This window comes from Caballeronia glebae, assembly GCF_001545035.1.
In the GTDB taxonomy this organism is placed as follows: Bacteria; Pseudomonadota; Gammaproteobacteria; order Burkholderiales; family Burkholderiaceae; genus Caballeronia; species Caballeronia glebae.
This window is the reverse complement of record NZ_FCOJ02000044.1, coordinates 39,901-65,826: the sequence shown is the minus strand read 5'-3', so window position 1 is coordinate 65,826 and position 25,926 is coordinate 39,901. Positions and strand designations below refer to the sequence as shown.

24 protein-coding genes are annotated in these 25,926 nt (G+C 63.0%); 15 read left to right on the top strand and 9 right to left on the bottom strand.

The window, feature by feature from the left end; translation table 11 throughout:
• Positions 1–431: 431 nt before the first annotated feature.
• A complete protein-coding gene (locus AWB82_RS25715) occupies positions 432–968 on the bottom strand; it encodes a single-stranded DNA-binding protein (RefSeq protein WP_086972182.1) in 537 nt (178 codons plus the stop codon).
• Between the two features lie 118 nt (positions 969–1,086).
• Complete coding sequence (locus tag AWB82_RS25710) at positions 1,087–2,289, bottom strand: MFS transporter (RefSeq protein WP_086972181.1); 1,203 nt, start codon at positions 2,287–2,289, stop codon at positions 1,087–1,089.
• Between the two features lie 354 nt (positions 2,290–2,643).
• Between AWB82_RS25710 and uvrA the strand changes: the two genes are divergently transcribed.
• On the top strand, positions 2,644–5,517 hold the full coding sequence (gene uvrA / locus AWB82_RS25705) for an excinuclease ABC subunit UvrA (protein ID WP_086972180.1): 2,874 nt from the start codon (positions 2,644–2,646) through the stop codon (positions 5,515–5,517).
• A gap of 111 nt (positions 5,518–5,628) precedes the next feature.
• Complete coding sequence (locus AWB82_RS25700) at positions 5,629–6,720, top strand: AI-2E family transporter (RefSeq protein WP_086972179.1); 1,092 nt, start codon at positions 5,629–5,631, stop codon at positions 6,718–6,720.
• A 61-nt stretch (positions 6,721–6,781) separates the two neighbouring features.
• Here the strand turns inward: AWB82_RS25700 and purU are convergent, their stop codons facing one another.
• From purU to AWB82_RS25675, 5 genes are read right to left on the bottom strand one after another with little or no spacing between them, the layout of a single operon-like run.
• Positions 6,782–7,651, bottom strand: a complete 870-nt coding sequence (gene purU, locus AWB82_RS25695) for a formyltetrahydrofolate deformylase (protein WP_086972178.1) — start codon at positions 7,649–7,651, stop codon at positions 6,782–6,784.
• Positions 7,652–7,682: 31 nt separating this feature from the next.
• Complete coding sequence (locus tag AWB82_RS25690; protein ID WP_086972177.1) at positions 7,683–8,528, bottom strand: NUDIX hydrolase; 846 nt, start codon at positions 8,526–8,528, stop codon at positions 7,683–7,685.
• A gap of 9 nt (positions 8,529–8,537) precedes the next feature.
• A complete protein-coding gene (locus AWB82_RS25685) occupies positions 8,538–9,152 on the bottom strand; it encodes a LysE family translocator (protein ID WP_086972176.1) in 615 nt (204 codons plus the stop codon).
• 1 nt (position 9,153) lies between these two features.
• On the bottom strand, positions 9,154–9,720 hold the full coding sequence (locus tag AWB82_RS25680) for an adenine phosphoribosyltransferase (protein WP_086972175.1): 567 nt from the start codon (positions 9,718–9,720) through the stop codon (positions 9,154–9,156).
• Between the two features lie 60 nt (positions 9,721–9,780).
• Complete coding sequence (locus AWB82_RS25675) at positions 9,781–11,775, bottom strand: cation:proton antiporter domain-containing protein (RefSeq protein WP_086972174.1); 1,995 nt, start codon at positions 11,773–11,775, stop codon at positions 9,781–9,783.
• Between the two features lie 159 nt (positions 11,776–11,934).
• On the opposite strand from AWB82_RS25675, the gene kdsD reads away from it, so the two are divergent.
• The 11 genes from kdsD to AWB82_RS25620 all read left to right on the top strand — a co-directional run bounded on the left by kdsD (position 11,935) and on the right by AWB82_RS25620 (position 21,443).
• Positions 11,935–12,918 carry an arabinose 5-phosphate isomerase KdsD gene (kdsD, locus tag AWB82_RS25670; protein ID WP_086972173.1) on the top strand — a complete coding sequence of 328 codons (984 nt, stop codon included), beginning with the start codon at positions 11,935–11,937 and terminating at the stop codon, positions 12,916–12,918.
• A complete protein-coding gene (locus AWB82_RS25665) occupies positions 12,918–13,457 on the top strand; it encodes a KdsC family phosphatase (protein WP_086972172.1) in 540 nt (179 codons plus the stop codon). Before kdsD ends, AWB82_RS25665 begins: the two co-directional genes overlap by 1 nt.
• Positions 13,458–13,462: 5 nt before the next feature.
• Positions 13,463–14,065, top strand: coding sequence for an LPS export ABC transporter periplasmic protein LptC (gene lptC, locus AWB82_RS25660; RefSeq protein ID WP_086972171.1), 603 nt, complete (start codon positions 13,463–13,465; stop codon positions 14,063–14,065).
• A gap of 30 nt (positions 14,066–14,095) precedes the next feature.
• Positions 14,096–14,782 carry a lipopolysaccharide transport periplasmic protein LptA gene (lptA, locus tag AWB82_RS25655; RefSeq protein WP_086972170.1) on the top strand — a complete coding sequence of 229 codons (687 nt, stop codon included), beginning with the start codon at positions 14,096–14,098 and terminating at the stop codon, positions 14,780–14,782.
• 11 nt (positions 14,783–14,793) lie between these two features.
• Positions 14,794–15,561: an LPS export ABC transporter ATP-binding protein gene (gene lptB, locus AWB82_RS25650; protein ID WP_086972189.1), complete on the top strand. Its 768-nt coding sequence runs from the start codon at positions 14,794–14,796 to the stop codon at positions 15,559–15,561.
• Between the two features lie 153 nt (positions 15,562–15,714).
• Positions 15,715–17,232, top strand: a complete 1,518-nt coding sequence (locus tag AWB82_RS25645; protein ID WP_086972169.1) for an RNA polymerase factor sigma-54 — start codon at positions 15,715–15,717, stop codon at positions 17,230–17,232.
• A 184-nt stretch (positions 17,233–17,416) separates the two neighbouring features.
• The gene (gene hpf, locus AWB82_RS25640) at positions 17,417–17,776 is read left to right on the top strand and encodes a ribosome hibernation-promoting factor, HPF/YfiA family (RefSeq protein ID WP_061147280.1); all 360 of its coding nucleotides are present in this window, start codon (positions 17,417–17,419) and stop codon (positions 17,774–17,776) included.
• Positions 17,777–18,151: 375 nt separating this feature from the next.
• Positions 18,152–18,643, top strand: coding sequence for a PTS IIA-like nitrogen regulatory protein PtsN (gene ptsN, locus AWB82_RS25635; protein ID WP_341866800.1), 492 nt, complete (start codon positions 18,152–18,154; stop codon positions 18,641–18,643).
• A 185-nt stretch (positions 18,644–18,828) separates the two neighbouring features.
• Entirely contained in the window at positions 18,829–19,797 is a 969-nt protein-coding gene (gene hprK, locus AWB82_RS25630; RefSeq protein ID WP_050453002.1) for an HPr(Ser) kinase/phosphatase, read from the top strand.
• Between the two features lie 82 nt (positions 19,798–19,879).
• Complete coding sequence (gene rapZ, locus AWB82_RS25625; RefSeq protein WP_086972168.1) at positions 19,880–20,776, top strand: RNase adapter RapZ; 897 nt, start codon at positions 19,880–19,882, stop codon at positions 20,774–20,776.
• 34 nt (positions 20,777–20,810) lie between these two features.
• Positions 20,811–21,443, top strand: coding sequence for an LON peptidase substrate-binding domain-containing protein (locus tag AWB82_RS25620; protein ID WP_086972167.1), 633 nt, complete (start codon positions 20,811–20,813; stop codon positions 21,441–21,443).
• On the opposite strand, the gene mutY is transcribed toward AWB82_RS25620, so the two are convergent.
• Complete coding sequence (mutY, locus tag AWB82_RS25615) at positions 21,440–22,501, bottom strand: A/G-specific adenine glycosylase (RefSeq protein ID WP_086972166.1); 1,062 nt, start codon at positions 22,499–22,501, stop codon at positions 21,440–21,442. The two genes, AWB82_RS25620 and mutY, sit on opposite strands and share 4 nt — an antisense overlap.
• Positions 22,502–22,507: 6 nt before the next feature.
• Positions 22,508–23,338, bottom strand: a complete 831-nt coding sequence (gene mutM / locus AWB82_RS25610) for a bifunctional DNA-formamidopyrimidine glycosylase/DNA-(apurinic or apyrimidinic site) lyase (RefSeq protein ID WP_086972165.1) — start codon at positions 23,336–23,338, stop codon at positions 22,508–22,510.
• Positions 23,339–23,423: 85 nt separating this feature from the next.
• Here mutM and AWB82_RS25605 point away from each other — a divergent pair, with 85 nt between their 5' ends.
• On the top strand, positions 23,424–25,283 hold the full coding sequence (locus AWB82_RS25605) for a tetratricopeptide repeat protein (protein WP_086972164.1): 1,860 nt from the start codon (positions 23,424–23,426) through the stop codon (positions 25,281–25,283).
• Positions 25,283–25,909: a lipoprotein insertase outer membrane protein LolB gene (gene lolB / locus AWB82_RS25600; RefSeq protein WP_086972163.1), complete on the top strand. Its 627-nt coding sequence runs from the start codon at positions 25,283–25,285 to the stop codon at positions 25,907–25,909. The genes AWB82_RS25605 and lolB overlap by 1 nt, the downstream gene beginning before the upstream one ends.
• Positions 25,910–25,926: the final 17 nt, after the last annotated feature.

The following is a 25,926-nucleotide window of genomic DNA, read 5'->3' as shown; positions in this document are numbered from 1 at the left end:
GCTGGCAAACTCGACTTCTCCGCATTCAACTCGCATGCCCGCTGAGAGCCATTACCCACTTCATTTTCAAAAGAGCCGCTTTTTTCCAATTCGCGCTTACCCAGGTCAGATAAGGAAGTTCGATCCGAATTCCTAACTCACTGACAACAAGCAAATAAACATTAAGTTTATTCCCTTGAATAATCGCTTCAAAAATAGGACGCGAACATTTCGTAGACCATAGGATAAATCCGATTAGACTACCGAAAGGTTTTGACTTCACATAGAAACGCACAAGTCCATGCATGCGCTCCGAAAGATTAATATGCCTCGGCGAGAAAAGCAGGAGCCCGGGCCACAATTCAGAAAGCGCCTTGCCAGGACAAAAAAATGGGCCTCGGGCTACTGCAGCCGGAGGCCCATCTTTCGATGCGCGAATCGTGGGTGATTCGTCAGAACGGAATATCGTCGTCCATGTCGTCGAAGCCGCCGCCTGCCGGCGCGCTCGGGCGGCTGGAACCGCCGCCGCCTGCCGCGCCGCCGCTCGCACGTCCACCTGCGGGCGCGCGCCCGCCGCCGCTGCTGCTGCCGCCGCCGGAACGCTCCATAGGCGCGCTGCGGCTGTAGCCGCCGTCATCGCCACCACCCGCGCCGCCGCGACCGCCGAGCATCTGCATCTGATCGGCGACGATCTCCGTCGAGAAGCGCTCCTGGCCCGCCTGATCGGTCCATTTGCGCGTGCGGATACGCCCTTCGATATAAACCGACGAGCCCTTCTTCAGATATTCGTTCACGATCTCCGCCAGGCGGCCGAAGAACGCCACGCGATGCCACTCCGTGAGTTCCTTGGATTCGCCGGTGGCCTTGTCCTTATAGCGGTCGGTCGTCGCGAGACGAATGTTGGCCACGGCGTCGCCGCTCGGGAGGTAGCGGGTTTCTGGGTCAGCGCCCAGATTGCCCACGAGAATGACCTTGTTGACTGATGCCATGATTTCTCCGGTAGATTCCTTGCTAACTGTCAGCCGAATGATGCGATTGGACCGATCTCGTCTTCAGACGTGAATTCGGCCGTATCATGCCGGCGCGATTCGATGATTCAGATTACTCTCAGGCCGCGCGCTGGGTTCTGCGCGGCGGGGGTTTCATCCATACAGCGATGATCAGCCACGCGAAAACCAGCGCCGAACAGGCATAGAAGACCGCGCTCGGCCCGTCGAGCTTGAGCAGCCAGCCGCCGATCACCCCGCCGAGCGCGAGACCGATCGACTGCGTCGTGTTGTACACGCCCGCCGCCGCGCCCTTTCTCGTGCCCGGCGCAAGCTTCGACACGAGGGACGGCTGCGACGCCTCCAGCACGTTGAAGCCGAGAAAGTACACGAACAGAAAGGCTGCCACGGACCACAGCGTATGCGGCGCGGCGCCCAATAACAACTGGCCGATCAGGATAAGCCCGATCGCACTCAGCATCACGCTCTTCATTTTTCCACGTTTTTCCGCGGCGATGATGGCCGGGACCATCAAGACGAACGCGAGCCCCATCACGGGCAGGTAAATCTTCCAGTGCGATGCGACGGGCAGCCCGCCCTCTTCCAGAATGCGCGGCACGACGAGAAAAAGCGCGGTCTGCGTTGCGTGCAGCACGAGCACGCCGAAGTTCAGGCGCAGCAACTCGACGTTGTGCAGCACTTCCGCGAAAGGCGCCTTGACGTGAACCGGAGGCGCCGGCGGATCGGGCACGATCCAGAACACCACGCCGACCGCGAGGATCGACAGCACGCCGATCAACGTGAAAAGCCCGCTCATGCCGACCCAGTGGAACACGATCGGCGCGCCGACGATCGCCACCGCGAACGACACGCCGATGCTGGCGCCGACCATCGCCATTGCCTTGGTGCGGTTTTCCTCGTGCGTAAGATCCGCGATGAACGCGATCACCGCCGACGACACCGCGCCCATGCCCTGAATCACGCGCCCGGCGATGATCCACGCCATCGAATGCCCGGCGGCCGCGACGAAGCTTCCGATCGCGAACACCACCAGCCCGAACGCGATGACCGGTTTGCGCCCGAGCTTGTCGGAAATCCAGCCGTAAAAGATGTAGAGCATCGACTGCGTGACGCCGTAAGCGCCGAGCGCGATCCCGACGAGCAGCACGTTGTCGCCGCCCGGGATGGTCCTCGCGTAGATGGAGAACACCGGCATGATCATGAAAAGACCGAGCATGCGCAGCGCGAAGATGGCAGCGAGAGACACGGTCGCGCGCAACTCCGGCGCTGAGAGACGTGTGGGCGTGGCAGACGGATTGGACATCAGAAACGGGAAAAGGATGAGGGTCGCGTCTGGCCTGGCCTGCGGCGCAGCCGCCTTGTTCTTGCTCGAAACGGCACTATATGGATCGCACGGCTCGGACGCGCCGCTCACACGGCTCGGGCACGCCGCTCATTGTGTCAGCGCACTCCCCGCACATGGCCGACAAGTCCCCGCGCCGGCCGATCGACGCGCATCCGGCCTCGGGGCCCGGGCGCCGCGCCCTTCAAAAGTCGTTATAGTAGCAGGTTTGGCCCCCTCTCTTTCCGCCCGGCAATGGCTGAATGGCCCGCCAGGACGGATGAAAGCACCGCTGAAAACATCCGAACGCATCCGAAAGAACCCCGGAACAAACTCGTGGAAGAAATTCGCATTCGTGGGGCTCGCACCCACAATCTGAAGAACGTCAATCTCGACTTGCCGCGCCATAAGCTGATCGTGATCACGGGGCTGTCCGGATCGGGCAAGTCGTCGCTCGCGTTCGACACGCTGTATGCGGAAGGTCAGCGCCGTTACGTGGAAAGCCTTTCGGCGTATGCGCGGCAATTTTTGCAGCTGATGGAGAAACCGGACGTCGATCTGATCGAAGGTCTTTCGCCGGCCATTTCCATCGAGCAGAAAGCCACGTCGCATAATCCGCGCTCGACGGTCGGAACTGTTACCGAAATCCACGACTATTTGCGTCTTTTGTACGCGCGCGTCGGCACGCCGTATTGCCCGGATCACCTGATTCCGCTGGAGGCGCAAAGCGTCTCGCAAATGGTCGACGCCGCGCTCGCGCTGGCCGAAGAAACCAAGCTGATGATCCTCGCGCCGGTCGTCGTGGATCGCAAGGGCGAGCATGTCGAGTTGTTCGAGGCAATGCAGGCGCAGGGTTTCATCCGCTTTCGCATCCGCTCGGGCGGCGGCACGGCGAACGAAGGCGTCGCGAAAATCTACGAAGTCGACTCGCTGCCGAAGCTCAAGAAGAACGACAAACACACGATCGACGTCGTGATCGACCGCCTCAAAGTGCGGCCGGACATGAAGCAGCGGCTCGCCGAATCGTTCGAAACCGCGCTGCGTCTCGCCGACGGCCGCGCGATCGCGCTCGAAATGGACGCGGAGAAGGAAAAGCTTTTCAGCTCCAAGTTCGCGTGCCCGATCTGCTCGTATTCGTTGCCGGAACTGGAACCGCGTCTTTTCTCGTTCAACAATCCGATGGGCGCGTGTCCCGAGTGCGACGGCCTCGGACAGATCACGTTCTTCGATCCGAAGCGCGTGGTCGCGCATCCGTCGCTGTCGCTCGCGGCGGGCGCGGTGAAGGGCTGGGACCGGCGCAACCAGTTCTATTTCCAGATGCTGCAAAGTCTCGCGGCCTTCTTTGAATTCGAAATCGACGCGCCCTTCGAAGACTTGCCCGAGAAAGTGCGCAAGATCCTGCTGTACGGCTCGGGCAAGCAGGCGATTCCGTTCTCCTACATCAACGAGCGCGGGCGGACGTCGATCCGGGAGCATGCGTTCGAAGGCATCATCCCGAATCTGGAGCGGCGCTACCGCGAGACGGATTCGTCCGCGGTGCGCGAAGAACTCGCGAAATACCAGAATAATCAGCCGTGCCCGGCGTGCGAAGGCACGCGTCTGCGGCGCGAGGCGCGCTTCGTGAAAGTCGGCGCCGGGAGCCAGGCGCGCGGCATCTTCGAAATTAGCGGCTGGCCGCTGCGCGATGCGCTCGGCTATTTCCAGACGCTGCGTCTGGAAGGCGCGAAGGGCGAGATCGCCGACAAGGTGGTCAAGGAAATCGTCGCGCGGCTTTCGTTCTTGAATAACGTCGGGCTGGACTATCTGTCGCTGGAACGCAGCGCGGAGACGCTTTCCGGCGGCGAGGCGCAGCGCATCCGGCTCGCGTCGCAGATCGGCTCGGGTCTGACCGGCGTCATGTACGTGCTCGACGAGCCCTCCATCGGTCTGCATCAGCGCGACAACGACCGGCTGATCGACACGCTCAAGCATCTGCGCGACATCGGCAATTCGGTGATCGTGGTCGAGCACGACGAGGACATGATCCGCATGGCGGACTACGTCGTCGACATGGGACCGGGCGCGGGCGTGCACGGCGGCGTGATCGTCGCGCAAGGCACGCCGGTTCAGGTGCAGAAAGACGCCAACTCGATCACCGGCCAGTATCTCTCCGGCAAGCGCACGATCAGCTATCCCGCCGAGCGCACCGCGCCGGACGAGCGCATGCTGCGCATAGTCGAGGCGTATGGCAACAATCTGAAGCGCGTGACGCTGGACCTGCCTGTCGGACTTCTGACCTGCGTGACGGGCGTGTCCGGTTCGGGCAAGTCGACGCTCATCAACGACACGCTGCAGCACGCGGTCGCGCAGCATTTGTACGGCTCGGCGACGGAGCCCGCGCCGTACGAGTCGATCGAAGGCCTGGAGCACTTCGACAAGGTGATCGCCGTCGATCAGTCGCCGATCGGCCGCACGCCGCGCTCGAATCCGGCCACTTACACGGGACTCTTCACGCCGATCCGGGAACTGTTCGCGGGCGTGCCGGCGGCGAAGGAGCGCGGCTACGATCCGGGCCGCTTCTCGTTCAACGTGAAGGGCGGACGCTGCGAAGCCTGTCAGGGCGACGGCGTTTTGAAGGTCGAAATGCACTTTTTGCCGGACGTCTACGTGCCCTGCGACGTGTGCCACGGCAAGCGCTACAACCGCGAAACGCTCGAAGTCCAGTACAAGGGCAAGAACATCAGCGAAGTGCTGGACCTGACGGTCGAAGCCGCGCACGAGTTCTTCAAGGTGGTGCCGGTGGTCGCGCGCAAGTTGAAAACGCTGCTCGACGTCGGTCTCGGCTACATCCGGCTCGGCCAGTCCGCGACCACGTTATCGGGCGGCGAGGCCCAGCGCGTCAAGCTTTCGCTGGAACTGAGCAAGCGCGATACCGGTCGGACGCTATATATCCTCGACGAACCGACGACCGGTTTGCACTTCCACGACATCGCGCTTTTGCTCGAAGTGATCCATCGATTGCGAGATCAGGGTAATACTGTCGTAATCATCGAGCATAATCTCGACGTAATCAAAACCGCCGACTGGGTGATCGATCTCGGTCCGGAAGGCGGCGCCGGCGGCGGGCAGATCATCGCCCAGGGGACGCCGGAGCAGGTGGCGAAGTCGAAGGCGAGTTTTACCGGCAGATATCTGGCACCCTTGTTGCGGCGGGCTAAATCGGCGGCCTGATTCACGGAGCCGGTTCGGCCGCCGGGGCGGCGTCGGCCGAACCGTTAAAATGCGCCGCGCACGCCGCGGCACGAATAACCGTCATACGCAGCAGGGGAAAGGAACGCAGTCATGGCGAAGCGCAACGAAGCGGCCAACGAGGAAGCGCGCATACGGGACCTGCCCACGCGCCACGTCAGGCTGACGAGCGACATGAGTTTGCCGAAGCTGTCGGCGGTGGAGATCGGCAGCTACATGCTCGCGCTGCTGGCGCTGTACATTACGCTCAGGCTGCAACTGCTCGGCGGGCTGCTCGCCGGCATGCTGGTGTATCAGCTCACGCACATGATCGCGCCGCTGATCGAGCGTCATGTAGTCAGCCGCGGCGCGCGGCTCATCGCGGTCGGGCTGATTTCGGCGATCATCGTCGGCGGGCTGACGGGCGCGACCATCGCCACCATCGAACATTTCGAGCGCGACTTCCCGAGCCTGCAAAAGCTGCTCGATCAACTGACGAGCATCACGTCCAGCGCGCGGCTGTCCGTGCCGGACTGGATCGCGAATTATCTGCCCGTGGACGCGGTGCAGATGAAAGACAAAGCCACTGAACTGATGCACAAGCACGCCGAGATGCTTCAGCAAGGCGGCAAGGAAATGGCGCGCGGCTTCGGCCACATCGTGATCGGCATGATCATTGGCGCGATCATCGCGGTGAGCGCGCCGCGCGCGGCGCATCATCGGTTGCCGTTGTCCACCGCGCTCGTCGCGCGCGTGTCGCGTTTTTCCGATGCCTTCCGCCGCATCGTGTTCGCGCAAATCAAGATTTCGGCGATCAACGCCGTCTTCACCGCGCTATACCTTCTCGTCGCGCTGCCGCTCTTTCACGAAAAGCTGCCGCTCTCCAAAACGCTCGTGCTGGTCACGTTCATCGTCGGCCTGATGCCGGTGATCGGCAATCTCATCTCGAATACGATCATCGTCGGGATTTCGCTGTCGGTGTCGTTCGGCACGGCGGTCGCGTCGCTCGCGTTCCTGATCCTGATTCACAAGCTCGAATATTTCCTGAATGCGCGCATTATCGGCGGGCAGATCGAGGCGCGCGCGTGGGAACTGCTTCTCGCGATGCTCGCGATGGAAGCCGCGTTCGGCATTCCCGGCGTGATCGCCGCGCCGATTTTCTATGGCTATATCAAGCGCGAACTGATTTATCTGCGGCTCGTCTGAGCACAAAAAAGCCCGCCTGATCTGTACTGATCCGGCGGGCTTTCTCATTCCGAACAACGGCTTAGCGGAATACGACCGTCTTGTGCCCGTTCAGCAGAATGCGGTGCTCCGCATGCCATTTCACCGCGCGCGCGAGCGTCACGCATTCGACGTCGCGGCCGATCGCCGTCAGTTGATCCGGCGTCATGTTGTGATCGACGCGCTCCACTTCCTGCTCGATGATCGGGCCTTCGTCCAGATCGGACGTCACGTAGTGCGCGGTCGCGCCGATGAGCTTCACGCCGCGATCGAACGCCTGATAGTACGGCTTCGCGCCCTTGAAGCTCGGCAGGAACGAGTGATGGATGTTGATCGCGCGGCCGGAAAGCTTCGCGCACAGTTGCGGCGACAGGATCTGCATATAGCGCGCGAGCACGACGAGATCGGTGTCGTGCTGATCGACGATTTCCATCACGCGCGATTCCTGCGCGGCCTTCGCTTCCGGCGTCGACTTGAGCAGCGGCAGATGATGGAACGGGATGTCGTAGCTCGCGGCGAGCTGATAAAAATCCTTGTGATTCGAAATGATCGCCGGAATCTCGATCTGCAATTGCCCGGTGCGATAGCGGAACAGCAGATCGTTCAGACAATGGCCGATCTTCGACACCATGATGACCACGCGCGGCTTCACCGATGCGTCGTGCAATTCCCAGCGCATGCCGAACTCGTCGGCGAGATCGCTGAACGTTTTGCGCAGCGCGTCGAGGCCGGGGTCGCCGCCGACCTGCTGGAAATGCACGCGCATGAAGAACTCGCCGGTGCGGCTGTCGCCGAACTGCGCGGAGTCGAGGATATTGGCGCCGAGGTTGAACAGGAAGCCCGACACGGCATGCACGATTCCCGGACGGTCCGGGCACGACAACTTCAGATAGAAACTATGTTCGGTCGACATGACCTTCCCTCGTTCGTTTGATTCGTGGTGTTCAGCTTTGCGGCCGCTCGAATAACGCGTCGATGCCTTCGCACGCGTCCTCGTCTATCCACTGATGACGCAGCATGCAATCGAGCGTCGCGAGACTGGCGTCGACGGTGAGCGTGCCCTCCTCGATCCAGCGCGCGACATCCTCGATGCGCGCGAGGCGATGTTCGCCCACTTCGCCATCTTGATTGCGCGGCGCGAAATCGTGCGGCAGGGAAACGTCGTACACGAAGATCTGCTCGGCCTGCGTGCCTTCGGGCAAGGACTGCAGCACATGGAACGTGCGGCCGCGCTCGGCGGTTTGCGCGAGTTCGGCGCTCATGCCCGCCTCTTCCCAGCATTCCTTCACGAGCGTCGGCATGAGGTCGAGACCCCAGCCGATGCCGCCCGCGACGATGTTGTCGAGCATGCCGGGATCGGTCGCCTTCGTGTCGCTGCGGCGCGCGATCCACAATTGCGGCGCCTTATCCCGATATTTTACGATGCCGTTCAGATGCACCGCGTAGGTCATCGTGCCGAAGAAGCGCGACGCCGCGCGCTCGATGAACGCGATCGGCGCGGCGTCGAAATCGTTGCGGATCGCGTAGGTTTCGTCGCGCCAGCCGGGAATCCTGCCTTCGGCGAAGAGCGCGCCGATGACCGCGCCGAGCGCGGCGCTGCGCGTGTCCACATCGGCGAGCGATGCGTGCAGGCGAACCGATGCCGCGTCGATCTCGAAAACGTCCGGCCATCGACGCAGCGCCTCGACGTCGGTTCGGCGAATCCAGCCGACGCGTTCATCGCCGATGAAAAACGGTGCGTGCGCGGGGGCGTCGAAGCGGCGCGCGGAAACGATGGCGGGCAGAGTCATCCGTCAGCCTCAGTCGCGCAGCGCGACGCGAATGCCCAGCGCGATGAACGTCACGCCAGCAAGCCGGTCGAGCCACACGCCGAGACGCGGACGGCGCTTGAGCCACGCGCCGATCATTCCCGCGCCGAAGCCGAAGAGCGAGAACACGACGACCGTTTGCAGCATGAAGAGTCCGCCGAGTTCGAACATCTGCAGCATCACGCTTTGCGCGCCGTGCGGATCGACAAACTGCGGCAGGAACACGATGAAGAACAGCGTGACCTTCGGATTCAGCATGTTGCCGATCACGCTTTGGCGAAACACGGTCGTGAGCGGCTGGCTCGGGCGCGCGTGCGCGGTCGCGAGCCCGTGGCTGCGCAACGCCTTGATGCCGATCCACACGAGATACGCCGCGCCCGCAAGCTTCACCGCCTGAAACGCAAGCGGTGACGAGCGCAGCAGCGCCGCGATGCCGAGCGCCGCGAGCGTCGTATGGAAGATCACGCCGAAGGCGAAACCGAACGCCGCGACCACGCCGGCAAGCCGTCCTTGCGAGATGCCGCGCGCGAGCACCTGAAGGTTGTCCGGCCCCGGCGCCACGGTAATCGCGACGGACGCCGCGAGAAAGAGCAGAAAGTTGGGCATCTCAATGTCCGGCGAATTCGCACACGGTATAAAGCGGCACGCCGTTTTCGCGCAGCAGCTTCGAGCCGCCGAGATCGGGCAGATCGATGATCGCCGCCGCCTCGACCACTTCCGCGCCGAGCCGCTCCAGCAGGATCTTGCCGGCCATCATCGTGCCGCCGGTCGCGACCAGATCGTCGACGATCACCACGCGGTCGCCCGGCTTGCACGCATCCTCGTGAATCTCGACGGTCGCGCTGCCGTATTCCAGTTCATACGACTGTTCGAGCGTCTTGTACGGCAGCTTGCCCTTCTTGCGGATCGGCACGAAGCCGAGACTCAGCTCATACGCGAGAATCGGCCCGATGATGAAGCCGCGCGCGTCCATGCCGGCGATCACGTTGATGTTCTCGTCGATATAGCGCTGCACGAACAGGTCGATCAGCATGCGCAGCGCACGGCGATCTTGCAGGATCGTCGTGATGTCGCGGAACTGCACGCCGGCCTGCGGCCAGTTTTCGACGGTGCGCACGCGCTCTTTGATGAAACGCGCGGCGTCGAGCTGGGCGTGCGAGTGGGTAATGGACATGACTTCTCCGGAGTCCGCGCCGTGAGGCCGCGCGTTCGCCTTGGTGACAAAAGAGGGAAATTACGCCGCCCGGCGATTGCGCGAGAGCCGTTCCTCGGCTTGCGCCAGCACTTCGGGCAGGCCGCGCAGCACGACGATATCGTTCGCGCGCAGCTTGGTTTCGGGGTCGGGTTCGACGCCCCGGATGCCGTGGCGCCGGATCGCGGTCACTTCGACACCATTGCCGACAAGACCGAGATCGTCGAGCGAATGCCCGACCGCCTCGGAATTTGCGTCGATCGGTACGGATTGTAGCCGGACCTGCTCGTGGCCATCGTCGTCATCGACGTCGTCGGCGCCGTGGAAGTAGCCGCGCAGGAGGCTGTAACGCGCGTCGCGCATTTCCTCGACGCGCCGCACGACGCGGCGCATCGGCACGCCCATCAGGACGAGCGTGTGCGACGCGAGCATCAGACTGCCTTCGACAATCTCCGGAATCACCTCCGTCGCGCCCGCCGCGGTGAGCTTTTCGAGATCGGCGTCGTCGACCGTGCGCACGATCACCGGCAAAGTGGGCGCGAGTTCGTGGATGTTGTGCAGCACGCGCATCGCGGAAGGCGTGTTCGCGTAGGTGATGGCGACCGTCGCCGCGCGATGCAGGCCCGCGGCGAGCAGCGACTCGCGCCGCCCGGCGTCGCCGAACACGACCGATTCGCCCGCCGCCGCGGCCGCCGCCACGCGATCCGGGTCCAGATCGAGCGCGACATAGGAAATGCCCTCCTGCTCCAGCATGCGCGCGAGGTTCTGCCCCGCGCGGCCATAACCGCAGATGATCACGTGGCCGCTCTGCTTCAAACTCTGCGTTGCGATTTTCGTCATCTGCAGCGATTGCAGCATCCATTCCGTCGACGACAGCCGCAGCACGATCCGGTCGGCGTTCTGAATGATGAACGGCGCGGCGAGCATCGAGAGCAGCATCGCGGAGAGAATCGCCTGCAGGATCGTGGAATTGACGAGATGCGAGTCCAGAATCAGGTTCAGCAACACGAAGCCGAATTCGCCCGCCTGCGCGAGACCGAGACCCGTGCGCATGGCGACGCCCGGCCGCGCGCCGAACGCACGCGCGAGGCCGGTGATCATCACCGCCTTGAACAGAATCGGCACGACGAAAAAGCCGAGCACGAGAAACGGATGCTCCCAGATCACGCGCGGGTTCAGCAGCATGCCGGTCGTCACGAAAAACAGACCGAGCAGCACGTCGCGAAACGGCTTGATGTCTTCTTCCACCTGATGCCGATACGGCGTCTCCGCGATCAGCATGCCCGCGATGAACGCCCCGAGCGCGAGCGACAGACCGAACTTGTCGGTGATGAACGCCGCGCCCAGCGTCACCAGCAGCAGGTTCAGCATGAACAGTTCTTGCGAACGAAGCCGCGCGACGATGTCGAACCAGCGCGTCATGAACTTCTGGCCGACGAAGAGCAGCACCGTCAACGCGACGACGATCTTCACCGCCGCGATGCCGAGCCACATCGGGAGTTTCGACGAATCGCCGTTGCCGAACGCCGCGATGATGATGAGCAGCGGCACGACCGCCAGATCCTGGAACAGCAGTACGCCGAAGATATTGCGGCCGTGCTCCGATTCGAGTTCGAGCCGCTCCGCGAGCAGCTTGCTGACGATGGCGGTCGAGGACATGGAGATCGCGCCGCCGAGCGCGAAGCTCGCCTGCCAGGACATCTCGGTCCAGAAATTCGCGATCCAGCCGAAGAGCAGCGCGAGCGCGATGGTCGCCGCGACCTGACACGCGCCGAGACCGAACACGATGCGCCGCATCGAGCGCAGCTTCGAGAGCGAAAATTCGAGCCCGATGGAGAACATCAGGAAGACGACGCCGAATTCGGCGAGATGCTGCGCGCGGTCGGTATCCGGCGCGATGCCTGCCGCGTTCGGCCCCACGATGATGCCAACCGCCAGATAACCGAGCATCGGCGGCAGGTTGAAATAGCGAAATACGACGACGCCTGCCACAGAGCAGAGCAGCAACAACAGCGTCATTTCAAGCGGAGAGGTCATCCGTCTAGCGTCCTCGTTCGTCAGCGATGCGAGGCGCGTTTCCAGCGCTCCGGCATCTTAAAAAAGGCCCCTGACGACAGGGCTTGCGGGGGCGGATAGGCGGCGGCGCACCGGGCTCCCGACGGGGCGGCCCGGAATCGCCTTTGCTATACTCCGCGCATGATAGCGAAAATCAATGGCGACCGGGCGCTGGCGCTGGCTCGCAACGTACTCCATATCGAAGCCGACGCCGTTCGCGGGCTCTCAGAACTCCTCGACGACAACTTCACGAACGCGGTCGAAACGCTGCTCGGCTGCCGCGGTCGCGTGGTCGTGTCGGGCATCGGCAAGTCGGGACATGTCGCGCGCAAATTCGCCGCCACACTCGCCTCCACCGGCACGCCGGCCTTCTTCGTGCATCCGGCCGAAGCGAGCCACGGCGATCTCGGCATGGTCACCGCCGAAGACATTTTCATCGCGCTGTCGAACTCGGGTGAAACCGAGGAACTCGTCGCCATTTTGCCGCTCATCAAGCGGCTCGGGGCGAAGCTGATCGCAATCACCGGCCGTCCGGAATCCAGTCTCGCCCAGCTCGCAGACATGCATCTGAACGCGCGTGTGGAAAAGGAAGCGTGCCCGTTGAATCTCGCGCCCACGGCCAGCACGACCGCCGCGATGGCGCTCGGCGATGCGCTCGCCGTCGCCGTGCTCGACGCGCGCGGCTTCGGTCCCGACGACTTCGCGCGCTCGCATCCGGGCGGCGCGCTCGGGCGGCGCCTGCTCACTTATGTACGCGACGTAATGCGCGTGGGCGACGAAGTACCGGTCGTTTCGCTCGATGCAACCGTATCGGACGCGCTCTTCCAGATCACGGACAAGCGCATGGGCATGACGGCCGTCATCGACGAAAATCGCCACGTCCACGGCATTTTCACCGACGGCGACCTGCGCCGCATCCTTCAGCGCGACGGCGATTTCCGCGCGCTCAAGCTCGCCGATGTCATGACCCGTAATCCGCGCACGATCGCGCCGGATCATCTTGCGGTCGAAGCCGTGGAACTGATGGAGCGCTTTCGCATCAATCAGATGCTGGTCGTGGACGCCGATGCGACTTTGATCGGCGCACTGAACATGCACGACCTCTTCTCCAAGAAGGTAATCTGATGGCGCAGAAGCCTCCCACCGCCGCCGAACGCGCGAGCCGGCTCAAGCTGATGGTGTTCGACGTCGACGGCGTTTTCACCGACGGCAGTCTCTACTTCACCGCCGAGGGCGACGCGATGAAGTCGTTCAATTCGCTCGACGGCCACGGCGTGAAGATGCTGCAATCCGCCGGCGTGCAAACGGCGATCATCACGGGACGGCAATCGGGTATCGTCGCGGCGCGCGCGCGCGAGTTAGGCATCACGCATCTCTATCAGGGCGTCGGCGATAAAACCGTCGCGCTCGCCGAACTCCTCGAAGCCACCGGCATTTCGGCCGACGAATGCGGCTACATGGGCGACGACTGGCCCGACCTCGCGGTAATGCGCCGCTGCGGCTTTGCGGCCGCACCCGCGAACGCGCATCCCGAAGTAATCCAGCGCGTGCATTGGGTCGCGGAAGCGCGCGGCGGCCAGGGCGCGGTGCGCGAAGTCTGCGACGCCATCCTGCGCGCGCAACATCGCTACGACGAACTGCTCGCCGCGGCGCTCGGAGGCTAACGCTCATGCCGCGCCCCGGAAAGCTCGCCTCCCTCGGGCCGCTCCTCACGATGGCGGCGCTCGCCGGCATCACTTACTGGCTGCTGCAAGCCACGCTGCCTCCGGCTCAGCCGGCGAGCGCGCCAGAGAAGCGCCACACGCCCGATTACTTCGCCAACGACTTTTCTGTTTCCGAACTCGACGCCACCGGCACGACACAATATCGTCTGACGGCGAAGTCGATGGTGCATTACGAAGACGACGAGATCAGCGACCTCACGCTGCCCGCAATGCGCATGTTCCAGCCGATGAAGCCGACCGTCACGGCAACGGCCCAGCGCGGCACGGTCAACGGAGACGTTTCGATCGTCGATCTGTATGACGACGCGCGTATCCTGCGCGCGGCCGGTTACGGCGATCCGCAGATGCAGGCGGATTCCCAGCATTTTCGCGTGCTGGTGAACGACGATGTCATCGAAACGGAAAAACCGGTTAGACTTCAGCGCGGCCCGTCGGTGATGACCGCCGCTGGCATGAACTACAACAACGTGACCCGGGTGATGAAGCTGTTCGGTAACGTGCGCGGCGCGATCGCCGCCACGGATATCAACGGCGGCTCCTCCAAGTAAGCCGGGCACTCCCATCCGAATTGTGACTGCATGAACGAAAGGTTCCCTCGTCCCGATGGCGGCCCTGCGCACGCAACGCGCGCGCGCCGTGCCACGCACGCCGTGCGGGCCGGGCTCGCTGCCGCCCTGACCGTCGCTGTCGCGCTGGCCGCATTGCCGGCGCACGCCGAAAAGGCCGACCGCGACAAACCGCTCAACATCGAAGCGGACAACATGTCCTACGACGATCTCAACCAGAAGAACGTCTTCACCGGTCACGTGGTCGCGACGAAAGGCACTATCGTGATCAAGGCCGACCGCGTCGACGTGACGCAGGACCCGCAGGGTTATCAATACGCGACCGGCACGTCGACTGGTGGCAATCTCTCGTATTTCCGCCAGAAGCGCGACGGCCTGGACGAGTACATCGACGGCAACGCGGTGCGCATCGATTACGACGGCAAGAACGACTTCACGAAACTCACGACGCGCGCCGTCGTGCGCCGCCTGCAAGGTCTGACGACGGTGCAGGACGAGGTGCATGGCAGCGTGATCACCTATGACGGCCAGAAGGATTTCTATACGGCGAGCGCGGGCAAGGACCAGGCCGGCCCCGGCAATCCGAGCGGCCGCGTGCGCGCGATGCTCGCACCGCGTTCCGGCGGCGCCGCGCCGCTGAACGGGTCGCCCGCCACGCTTTCTCCGTCGAACTCCATTAAAGGAACGCCGCAGCAGTGAATTCGCCCGCCATGCCCCACCGTAAGCCGGAAGGCGAATCGAGCTCGCTCGTCGTCCGCAATCTGAAGAAGCGTTACGGCTCGCGCACCGTGGTGAAAGACGTGTCGCTCGATGTGAAGAGCGGCGAAGTGGTCGGTCTGCTCGGCCCGAACGGCGCGGGCAAGACCACGTCGTTCTATATGATCGTCGGCCTCGTGCCGCTCGATGGCGGCGAGATCGACCTCGACGGCAACTCGATCAGCCTTCTGCCGATCCACCAGCGCGCGCACCTCGGCTTGTCGTATCTGCCGCAGGAAGCATCGGTGTTTCGCAAGCTCACCGTCGAGCAGAATATCCGCGCGGTACTGGAACTGCAAAGCGATGAATCGGGCAAACGCCTGTCAAAAGACGCCATAACCGAGCGCGCCGAAGCCTTGCTCGACGAGTTGCAGATCGCGCATCTTCGCGAGAATCCGGCGCTCTCGCTGTCGGGCGGCGAACGCCGTCGGGTCGAGATCGCGCGGGCGCTCGCGACCAATCCGAGCTTCATTCTGCTCGACGAGCCGTTCGCGGGCGTCGATCCGATCGCGGTGCTGGAAATTCAGAAAATCGTGAAGTTTCTGAAGCAGCGCAACATCGGCGTTTTGATCACCGATCACAACGTGCGCGAGACGCTCGGCATCTGCGATCATGCGTACATCATCAGCGACGGCTCGGTGCTCGCAGCGGGCGCGCCGAAGGAAATCATCGAGAACGAAAGCGTGCGCCGCGTGTATCTCGGCGAGCATTTCCGGATGTGAGCGGACCGACGCAAAGTGGCGCGCAATCGTGCGCCGCATCATGCGAAAGTTGCAATACTTACGTGCCGCCCTCCCGGGCGGCATGCGCTTTTTTGGAATCCCCGCGAGGTTTCGCGCGCGTGGCAAACTCTCTACAATGAATAAAACTTTGCCATGAAAGCCAGCCTCCAACTCCGCCTCTCGCAGCATCTTGCGCTGACCCCGCAACTTCAGCAGTCGATCCGGCTGCTGCAGTTGTCGACGCTCGAATTGCAGCAGGAAGTCGCGATGGCCATCGCTCAGAATCCGCTGCTGGAGAACGAGGACGACTGGATCGCGAGTCCGCTGCGCGTCGCCGCCGACGGCTCGCTGATCACATCGCCCGCGACGCAGAGCGCGCCGTCCGACTCGATGATGAGCAACGGCTCGTCATCGGGCACCTCCAGTTCCGAACGTTCGGAAAACAGCGAGCCGCAAGGCGTCGACGAATACAACGGAATGGGATCGGACAGCGGTCAGGATTCGAGTTCGTGGAACCTGGAGGACTACGGCCGCTCGAACAACGCTTCCGACGACGACGATCTCCCGCCGCTGCAAATCCACGAATCGACCACGACGCTGCGCGATCATCTGAGCGCGCAGTTGCGCATGACCGCGGCGAATCAGCGCGATCGCGCGCTCGTCACGTTTCTCATCGAATCGCTGGACGAGGACGGGTATCTCACGTCCTCGCTCGATGAGGTTCAGACCGATCTTCCCGAAGAACTCGAAGTCGATCTCGACGAACTGAGCGCGGCGCTCGCATTGCTGCAAAGCTTCGATCCGTCGGGCGTAGGCGGACGATCTGCGTCGGAATGTCTGAAGCTGCAACTGCTGCGGCTCGACGCTTCGCCCACGCGCACGCTGGCGCTCGAAATCGTCACGAATCACTTGGAATTGCTCGCCGCGCGCGACTTCACGCGTCTGCGCAAGCAACTGAAGGCGGGCGACGACGCCCTACGGGACGCGCATTTGCTGATCAAGTCGCTGGAGCCGTTCCCCGGCGCGGCATACGGCAAGAGCGAAGCGGACTACGTCGTGCCGGACATCATGGTGCGGAAAACTTCGGGCGGCTGGACGGCGGAACTGAACCCGGAAATCGTGCCGAAGCTGCGTATCAACCATCTGTACGCGAACATCCTGCGCAACAACCGCGGCGATCCGGGCAGCGGCTCACTGCGTCAGCAGCTTCAGGAAGCGCGCTGGCTCATCAAGAATATTCAGCAGCGGTTTGAGACGATCCTGCGTGTCGCGCAGGCGATTGTCGAGCGTCAGAAGAACTTTTTTGCACATGGTGAAATCGCCATGCGGCCCTTGGTTTTGCGGGAGATTGCTGATACGCTGGGATTACACGAATCGACGGTTTCTCGTGTGACCACTGGCAAGTACATGCTCACCCCATTCGGGACGCTTGAATTTAAGTACTTCTTTGGATCACACGTTTCGACCGACACAGGAGGCGCGGCATCGTCAACGGCGATCCGGGCCCTCATCAAGCAACTGATTGGAGCGGAAGAACCTAAAACTCCTCTTTCAGACAGCCGCATCGCCGAACTGCTGGCGGAACAAGGATTCGTGGTCGCGCGGCGTACCGTCGCCAAGTACCGCGAAGCCCTCAGGATCCCGGCAGTGAATCTGCGCAAGTCTCTATGACCCGTCTCTGTAGTCCATCGCGTGTTGCGATGGGCGTTTACCGGCCGCAACGCGAAAGCGCGGACGTGCCGGCCGATGCGCCCCGCTTCTCAAGCGCGCCAGAATGACGCGCCGGCGGGACACATCGCCGACCGGTATCGGACGAGCCGACGTGGCCTAGCGGCCATTAGCTTGGAGAGCAACTATGAATCTGAAGATCAGTGGACACCACCTCGAATTGACGCCTGCGTTGCGCGAGTATGTGATCACGAAACTGGACAGGGTGCTCCGTCATTTCGATCAAGTGATCGACGGCAACGTGGTCCTCTCGGTCGACAATCATAGGGAAAAGGAAAAGAGGCAGAAGGCGGAAATCAACCTGCATCTGAAGGGCAAGGACATTTTCATCGAGAGTTGTGACGCTGATATGTACGCGGCCATCGACCTGATGGTCGACAAGCTGGACCGGCAGGTCATCAAGCACAAGGACAAGATCCAAGGCCACGCCCATGAGTCCGTGAAGTACCGTGGCGAGCCGCATGAAGTCGAAGCGCCGTCGCCCTGAGCGTTAAGAAGGCATGCTTACCGGTCGATCCACGGATTAAAGCAACCCGCCGCCATACGACGGCGGGCGTGATTGGAGGAAGTCCTCGAATATCCGGAAACGACCGATTCCAGCATGTGCCGAACCGAAGCCGCCCCGACTGGCGGCTTTTTTGTTGGATTTACGCCGTAGTGCGGCACAAGCCATTGATTTTCAGGGCTTTGTCCTGCACATTTGATCGCAAAACGGTGCCATTGCGCGGCGCACCATCGCGCTGTGGCCTGTTCTATAATGATCCGGTAATTTTCGGGTCGCACGACAGGCACGCTGCAGGCAATGCCGCCAGCGCACTTTCTGTTTCACCATCGCCGTGAGCGCTTTCAGACAGCGGCCACGATGAGGAGCTATCAGGCCACGCATCAGCCTGCCAACATGAATCGTTTAGCTAAATTTCTTCCCATCGAGAACGTGGTTCTCGGACTGTCCGTTACCAGCAAGAAACGCGTATTCGAGCAAGCGGGCCTGATTTTTGAGAACCAGAACGGCATCGCCCGCAGCATCGTTACCGACAATCTCTTCGCGCGTGAGCGCCTCGGCTCGACCGGCCTCGGCGAGGGCGTCGCTATTCCGCACGGCCGTATCAAGGGGCTGAAGCAACCGCTCGCCGCCTTCGTGCGTCTAGCCGAACCCGTGGCATTCGAATCGCCGGACGGCCAGCCTGTCTCGCTGCTCATCTTCCTGCTCGTGCCCGAGCAGGCCACGCAGCAGCATCTTGAAATTCTTTCGGAGATCGCCCAACTACTCTCCGATAGCGAGGCGCGCGAGCGTCTGCACAAGGAAGAAAATCGTGACGCGCTCTATCAAGTGCTCACGCAATGGCAACCGTAACAGCCACACGAACCTAGCAATACGCGTCCGAGGCGCGTCCGTGCTGCTTTCGCGCCGGACGCGCCTCGCGCGCGTGTTGCATCTGGGGCACAATCGATCAAACGCAGCGCCATGCGGCGTATCGAAGCAATTCGCTTCGTCGTAACGCGAAGGCTGCGCCCGGCTTCCAACGGAGTTCCGGTCTCATGGATACGTCCAGCATCAACGCCCAAAGCATTTTTGACGACAACGCCGCCGCTCTGAAGCTCAGTTGGCTCACCGGGCACGAAGGCTGGGAACGCGGCTTTTCGAGCGAGACGGTCGCCAACGCGACGTCGAGCGCCGACCTGGTCGGCCACCTGAACCTGATCCACCCGAACCGTATCCAGGTGCTCGGCGACGCCGAGATCAACTACTACCAACGCCAGTCCGACGAAGACCGCTCGCGCCACATGGCCGAGCTGATCGCGCTCGAACCGCCGTTTCTGGTCGTCGCGGGCGAAGTGGGCGCGCCGCCGGAACTCGTTTTGCGCTGCACGCGCTCGTCGACCCCGCTCTTCACGACGCGCATGTCGGCGGCCGCCGTGATCGACAGCCTGCGCGCGTACATGTCGCGGATTCTCGCGCCGCGCGCCACGCTGCACGGCGTGTTCATCGATATCCTCGGGATGGGCGTGCTGCTCACCGGCGACTCCGGTCTCGGCAAAAGCGAGCTCGGACTGGAACTCATCAGCCGCGGCCACGGACTCGTCGCGGATGACGCCGTCGATTTCGTGCGCCTCGGTCCCGATTTCGTCGAAGGCCGCTGTCCGCCGCTGCTTCAGAATCTGCTCGAAGTGCGCGGCCTGGGCCTGCTCGACATCAAGACGATCTTCGGTGAAACCGCCGTGCGCCGGAAAATGAAGCTCAAGCTGATCGTGCAACTCGTGCGCCGGCCGGACGGCGAATTCCAGCGTCTGCCGCTCGAAAGCCAGAGCGTCGACGTGCTCGGCCTGCCGATCAGCAAGGTGACGATTCAGGTCGCGGCGGGCCGCAACCTCGCCGTGCTGGTCGAGGCCGCCGTGCGCAACACCATTCTGCAACTGCGCGGCATCGATACCCTGCGCGACTTCATGGATCGCCAGCGCCTCGCCATGCAGGACCCCGATAGCCAGTTTCCCGGCAAGCTGATCTGAGCGCGCATCGCGCAACGTCGCGCGCGCCGAAACGAATCGGGCACAGGTGCTAAGCTTAGGGAAAGCGAATCCCTCCAGACCCATGCGTATCATTCTGATTACCGGCATCTCCGGCTCCGGCAAATCCGTCGCGCTGAACGCGCTGGAAGACGGCGGCTACTACTGCGTCGACAACTTGCCGCCGCGCTTTCTGCCCGAACTCGCCGACCACCTCGCGAAGGAAGGCCAGACGCGGCTCGCCGTCGCGATCGACGCGCGTTCGAGCCTCTCGCTCGACGAGGTGCCGTCGATCATCGACAAGCTCTCGAAGGACTACGATCTGCGCGTGCTGTTCCTCAACGCCAGCACGCAGTCGCTCATTCAGCGCTTCTCCGAGACGCGCCGGCGTCATCCGCTGTCCGGCCCGCCGATGCGCGAAGCCGATGTCGGCGTGCTGAATTCGCTCGCCGAGGCGATCGAGCGCGAGCGCGAACTCGTCGCGAGTCTCGCGGAATACGGGCATCAGATCGACACGAGCAATCTGCGCGCGAACGTGCTGCGCGCCTGGGTCAAGCGCTTCGTCGAAACAGAAGCCGCCGATCTCACGCTGATGTTCGAATCGTTCGGCTTCAAGCGCGGCGTGCCGCTCGACGCCGACCTCGTTTTCGACGTGCGCACGCTGCCCAACCCGTACTACGACCGCGAGTTGCGCCCGTTCACAGGCCTCGATAAACCCATCATCGAGTTCCTCATCGCGCAGCCGCTGGTCGGCGAGATGATCGACGATATCGGCGCGTTCGTCGGCAAATGGCTGCCGCGCTTTCGCGACGACAACCGCAGCTATCTCACTGTCGCGATCGGCTGCACGGGCGGCCAGCATCGCTCGGTGTTCATCGCGGAGGCGCTTGCCGCGCGCTTTCGCGAGCAGGCAAACGTGATCGTGCGGCATCGTGACGCGCCCATCCCTGTGGATGAAAGCGCGACCCACACGCGAACCTGATCGCCGCGCCGGCGGTCCATCCTGGAGGGACGCGATGTCCGCGAATCCTATTCTGGCCGACTTGCCGCTGTTTCCGCTTCACACCGTGCTCTTCCCCGGCGGCCTGCTGCCGCTCAAGATTTTCGAGGCACGCTATCTGGACATGGCGCGCGAGTGTCTGCGCGAGAAGACGCCGTTCGGCGTGTGTCTGCTCAAAAGCGGACACGAAGTCGCTTCGCCGGGCGATCCGTCGGTGCCGGAGAACATCGGTTGCCTGGCCGAAATCTCGGAATGCGATGTCGATACGTTCGGTCTGTTGCTCGTGCAGGCGCGCGGAACCGATCGCTTCCGGCTGACGGATCATCGTGTTGAACCGAGCAATCTGATCGTCGGCACGGCTGAGTTGCTGGGCGAAGATCAGCCGCTGCAAGGCGTCGAAGCGCTCGCGAAGTTCGGCGCGTGCGCGGAAGTGCTGGAGCGCATCATCGACACGATCAAGGAGCGCGAGCCGCAAAATCTGCCCTTCGCCGAGCCCTTCCTATTCGACGATCCCACCTGGGTCTCCAACCGCCTCGCCGAAATCCTGCCGATCCCGATGCGCGCCCGCCAGAAGCTCATGGAGCTGATGGACGCCGGCGCGCGTATCGACGTCGTGCATCACTACATGCAGCATCATCAACTGCTTTAGATGAGCGAGCCCGTCAGCGCGTCGAGCAGCTTGCGCACGGGCGCGGGCACGCCATAGGCGTCGATCTTCGCGAGCGACGCCCAGACGGTTTCGGTGTCCATCAGATCGCGCGGTGCGTTTCGCGCCTCGCCCAGCCGCGGCTCGATATCCAGCTTGAAGTGCGTGAACGCGTGCGATAGCGGCGCGAGCCGCTGAAGATGTTCGTCCGCGCCCAGACGCTGCGCGACATCCGCGAGCGCGGCTTCGTCCGCCGCTTCGGGCAGGCTCCACAATCCGCCCCAGATGCCGATCGACGGACGCTTCTGCAGCAAGATCGAATCGCCATCTTTCAGGATCAGCATCCATGTCTTGCGCGTCGGCACGGCTTTCTTCGGGCGCGCGGCGGGCAACTCGCGCTGGCGCCCCTCGACCTTCGCCACGCAGTCCGATGCGAACGGGCAGCGCGCGCAATCCGGCTTGCCGCGCACGCACAGCGTCGCGCCGAGGTCCATCAGGCCTTGCGTGTACGCGGTCACTTCGTCCTTGTTCGCGGCATCCGGCAAGAGCGATTCCGCGAGCGTCCACATCGCGTTTTCGACTTTCTTCGCGCCCGGAAATCCTTCGATGCCGAACACGCGCGCAAGCACGCGTTTCACGTTGCCATCGAGAATCGTCGCGCGCGCGCCGAACGCGAACGACGCGATCGCCGCCGCCGTCGATCGTCCGATGCCCGGCAGCATCGCGAGTTCGTCGACGGTCTGCGGAAACCGGCCGCCGTGTTCGTGCGCGACAACCTGCGCGCAGCGATGCAGATTGCGCGCGCGCGAGTAGTAGCCGAGCCCGGCCCAGAGCGCCATGACGTCGTCGATGGGCGCGTCGGCGAGCGCCGTCACCGTCGGAAAGCGTTCCAGAAATCGCGCGTAGTACGGAATGACGGTGGAGACCTGCGTCTGCTGCAGCATGATCTCCGAGAGCCATATGCGGTACGCGTCGCGCGTGTTCTGCCACGGCAGTTCGTGGCGGCCATGAATGCGTTGCCACGCGATAAGGCGCGACGAAAAATCAGTGAGAGCGAGCATCGGAAATTAGCGTTGGCAGCGCGGACAAAAGTACGTCGAGCGCTGTCCCTGGACGATTTGTCTGATCGCCGTACCGCAGACGTGGCACGGCAAGCCCGCGCGATCATAGACGAAATAGTCGAGCTGGAAGTAGCCGGATTCGCCGTTGCTGCCGACGAAATCGCGCAGCGTGCTGCCGCCCTTTTCGATGGCGGCGGCGAGTGTTACGCGCACGGCGTCCGCGAGCAAATCGTAGCGCACGAGCGAGATACGCCCGGCCGCGGTCGTCGGCCGGATGCCCGCCCGAAAAAGGCTCTCCGACGCATATATATTCCCGACGCCCACCACGATGCCGCCCGCGAGCAGCGCCTGTTTCACCGAAACCTTGCGCCCGCGCGTCTCGCGAAACAGCAGCGCGCCCGAAAACTCCGGCGAAAACGGCTCGACGCCGAGGCTCGCGAGCAGCGGATGATCGAGCACGTCGCCATCCGCGCGCGGATGCCAGAGGATCGCACCGAAGCGGCGCGGATCGCGAAAACGCAGGATGAAATCGTCGAACACGATATCGACGTGATCGTGCTTGGCCGCTTCGGGCGGCTTCGGCACGTTTCGCAGCACGCGCAGCGTGCCGGTCATGCCGAGATGGACGATCAGCCAGCCTTCCACGGTTTCGAACAGCAGATACTTCCCGCGCCGTTCCACCTTCTCGATTTTCAGATGATCCAGCGTCTTCGGAAGATGCTTCGGGATGGGCCAGCGCAGCGCGGGCGTGCGCACATCGACGTGCTCGACGCGCCGTCCGGCGACATAAGGTTCGATTCCCCGGCGGGTGACTTCGACTTCCGGCAGTTCGGGCATTTTTCTGGAGTGAGACTTGCTCTGGCGTATGTGCCGGTATTTTAGCGACCGCGTTACAATCGACTGAAACATCGTCTGGATTTCCATGAACTCGTTCGTCATGAAGCTGTTTTCGAAGCGTCAGGCCATCTTGACGCATTCGTTCGCCATGCCAATGTCGCGAATCGCCGGCGCCGTTGCGCTCGCGATGGCCGCGCTAGCGTTCGCACCCGCGCACGCACAAACGCCGAACGCGACGCCCGCACCGAGCGCCGACGATCAGGCCGACGCGCAAAACGCCGCCGATCTGCTGACCGCGCCGGTCAGCGGCGCCGAGACGCAGGATTTGCCGAATGTGGCAATGTCCAGCCAGATCGTGTTCCAGGTTCTGGCGGCCGAAGTCGCGTTGCAGCGCGGCCAGCCAGCGCCCGCATTCCAGACCTATCTCGCGCTCGCGCGCGACACGCACGACCCGCGGTTTGCGCAGCGCGCGACCGAAATCGCGATCGCCGCGCAAAGCCCGAACGACGCGCTCACGTCGGCGCAACTCTGGCAGCAGTTCGCGCCTCATTCGGATCGCGCGGCACAGTTGAGCGCGTCGCTTCTGATCGTCAGCGGCAAGCCCGAAGACGCGAAACCGACGCTCCAACGCGAGCTCGCGAAGGTTTCGCCCGATCAGCGCGGCGACGCCATCCTTTCTCTTCAGAGCTTGCTCGCGCGCGGACCGAATCGCGTCGGCGGCCTGAACGTGCTCAAAGATCTGACGCAAAACGATCAGGACCGGCCCGAGACGCAACTCGCGCTCGCGCGCCAGCAACTAGTCGCCGACGATCCGCCGGGCGCGAAGGCATCGCTCGAAAAAGCGTTGCAACTCAAGCCGGACTATTTGCCCGCCGCGCTGACGCTCGCGCGCATGGGCCCGGAAGAACGCAAGGAAGGCATCGCATCGTTCGAGAAATATCTCGACAAGAATCCGAAATCGCACGACGCGCGGCTCGCGCTGGCGCAGTTGTATTTGTCGGCCGACAGGCTCGACGACGCGCAGAAGCAGTTCGAGATCATGCGCAAGAACGATCCGAAAGACCTGACGCCGTTGATGGCGCTCGCGCTCATCAACATTCAGAAGAAGCAGTTCGATCGCGCGCAGGATTTTCTGAATCAGTACGCGAAGACGGCGGAAAGCACGCCGGGCGCGGACCCCGGCCAGGCGTACATCTATCTCGCGCAACTGGCGCTCGAACAGAAAAACGACGACGCCGCGAGCCAATGGCTCGACAAGATTCCGCGCGCGAGCCAGCAATATCTGCCCGCGCAGATCACGCGTGCGCAACTGCTCGCGAAGCAAGGCAAGGTCGACGATGCGCGCGCGCTGATCGGCAACCTGCAAAGCTCCGATCCGCGCGATCTGGCGCTGCTCGCACGCACCGACTCGGCCATTCTTTTCGAGGCGCATCGCTACAAGGAGGCGGAGGCGAATCTCGCGAAGGCGGTGACCGCGTTCCCCGACGATCCCGATCTCGTCTACGACTACGCCATGGCCGCCGAAAAGAACGGTCACTACGACGTCATGGAGACTCAGCTTCGCACGTTGATGCGCACGCAGCCGAGCAACCCGCAAGCGTACAACGCGCTCGGCTATTCGCTCGTCGACCGCAATCAACGGCTTGACGAAGCGGTGAAGCTCATCGAGACGGCCGTTTCGCTCGCCCCGAACGACGCCTTCATCATGGACAGCCTCGGCTGGGCGCGCTTCCGCCAGGGCAACGCGGCCGAGGCGGAGAAGATTCTGAAGAACGCCTACAACCTTCAGCCGAATGCCGAAATCGGCGCGCATCTGGGCGAGGTCCAGTGGAAGTCCGGGCAGCAGGATCAGGCGCGCGCGACGTGGCGGCAAGCGCAAAAGCTCGAACCTGACAACGATACGCTCGTCAAAACGCTGAAACGACTCCAGGTAAATGACCTTTGATGGTATTCGATTTTCTCGCCGGCGCATCGCTTCGACGCGGCGCGCTCGGCATTGCGGCAGCCGCCTCGCTGGCCATGTCGGGTTGCGCGCTCCAGCCGCGCGTTCCCACAACGACGAACGCATCCACGTCGCTCACGGCCCAGACGAGCCACATGTATCACGGACGCTTCGCCGTGCAGTACAACGACCAGAACGGCGCGCAGCGCAATGCCTACGGCAATTTCGACTGGCAGGAGACTGGCGACACCGTCACGCTGCAGTTACGCAACCCGCTAGGCCAGACGATGGCGATCGTGACTTCATCGCCGTCGCTCGCCACGCTCGAATTGCCTAACAAGCAACCGGTGAGCGCCGACAACGTATCCCTGCTGATGCAGAACACGCTCGGCTTTGCGTTGCCGGTCGAAGGCCTGCGCTACTGGCTGCAACCGTCGGCCGCGCCGTCCTCGCGTGCGCAGACCACGCTCGATCCGGAAGCGAACAACGGACGTCCGAAGGAAATAAGGCAGGACGGATGGACCATCGACTATCTGGCCTATGCCGACGCGCCCGCGACGGGCGTGAAGCGCGTGAATCTTTCGCGCAACGAACCGCCGCTCGACATCAAGCTCGTGCTCGATCAATAACCTTGCCGTTGCATCAC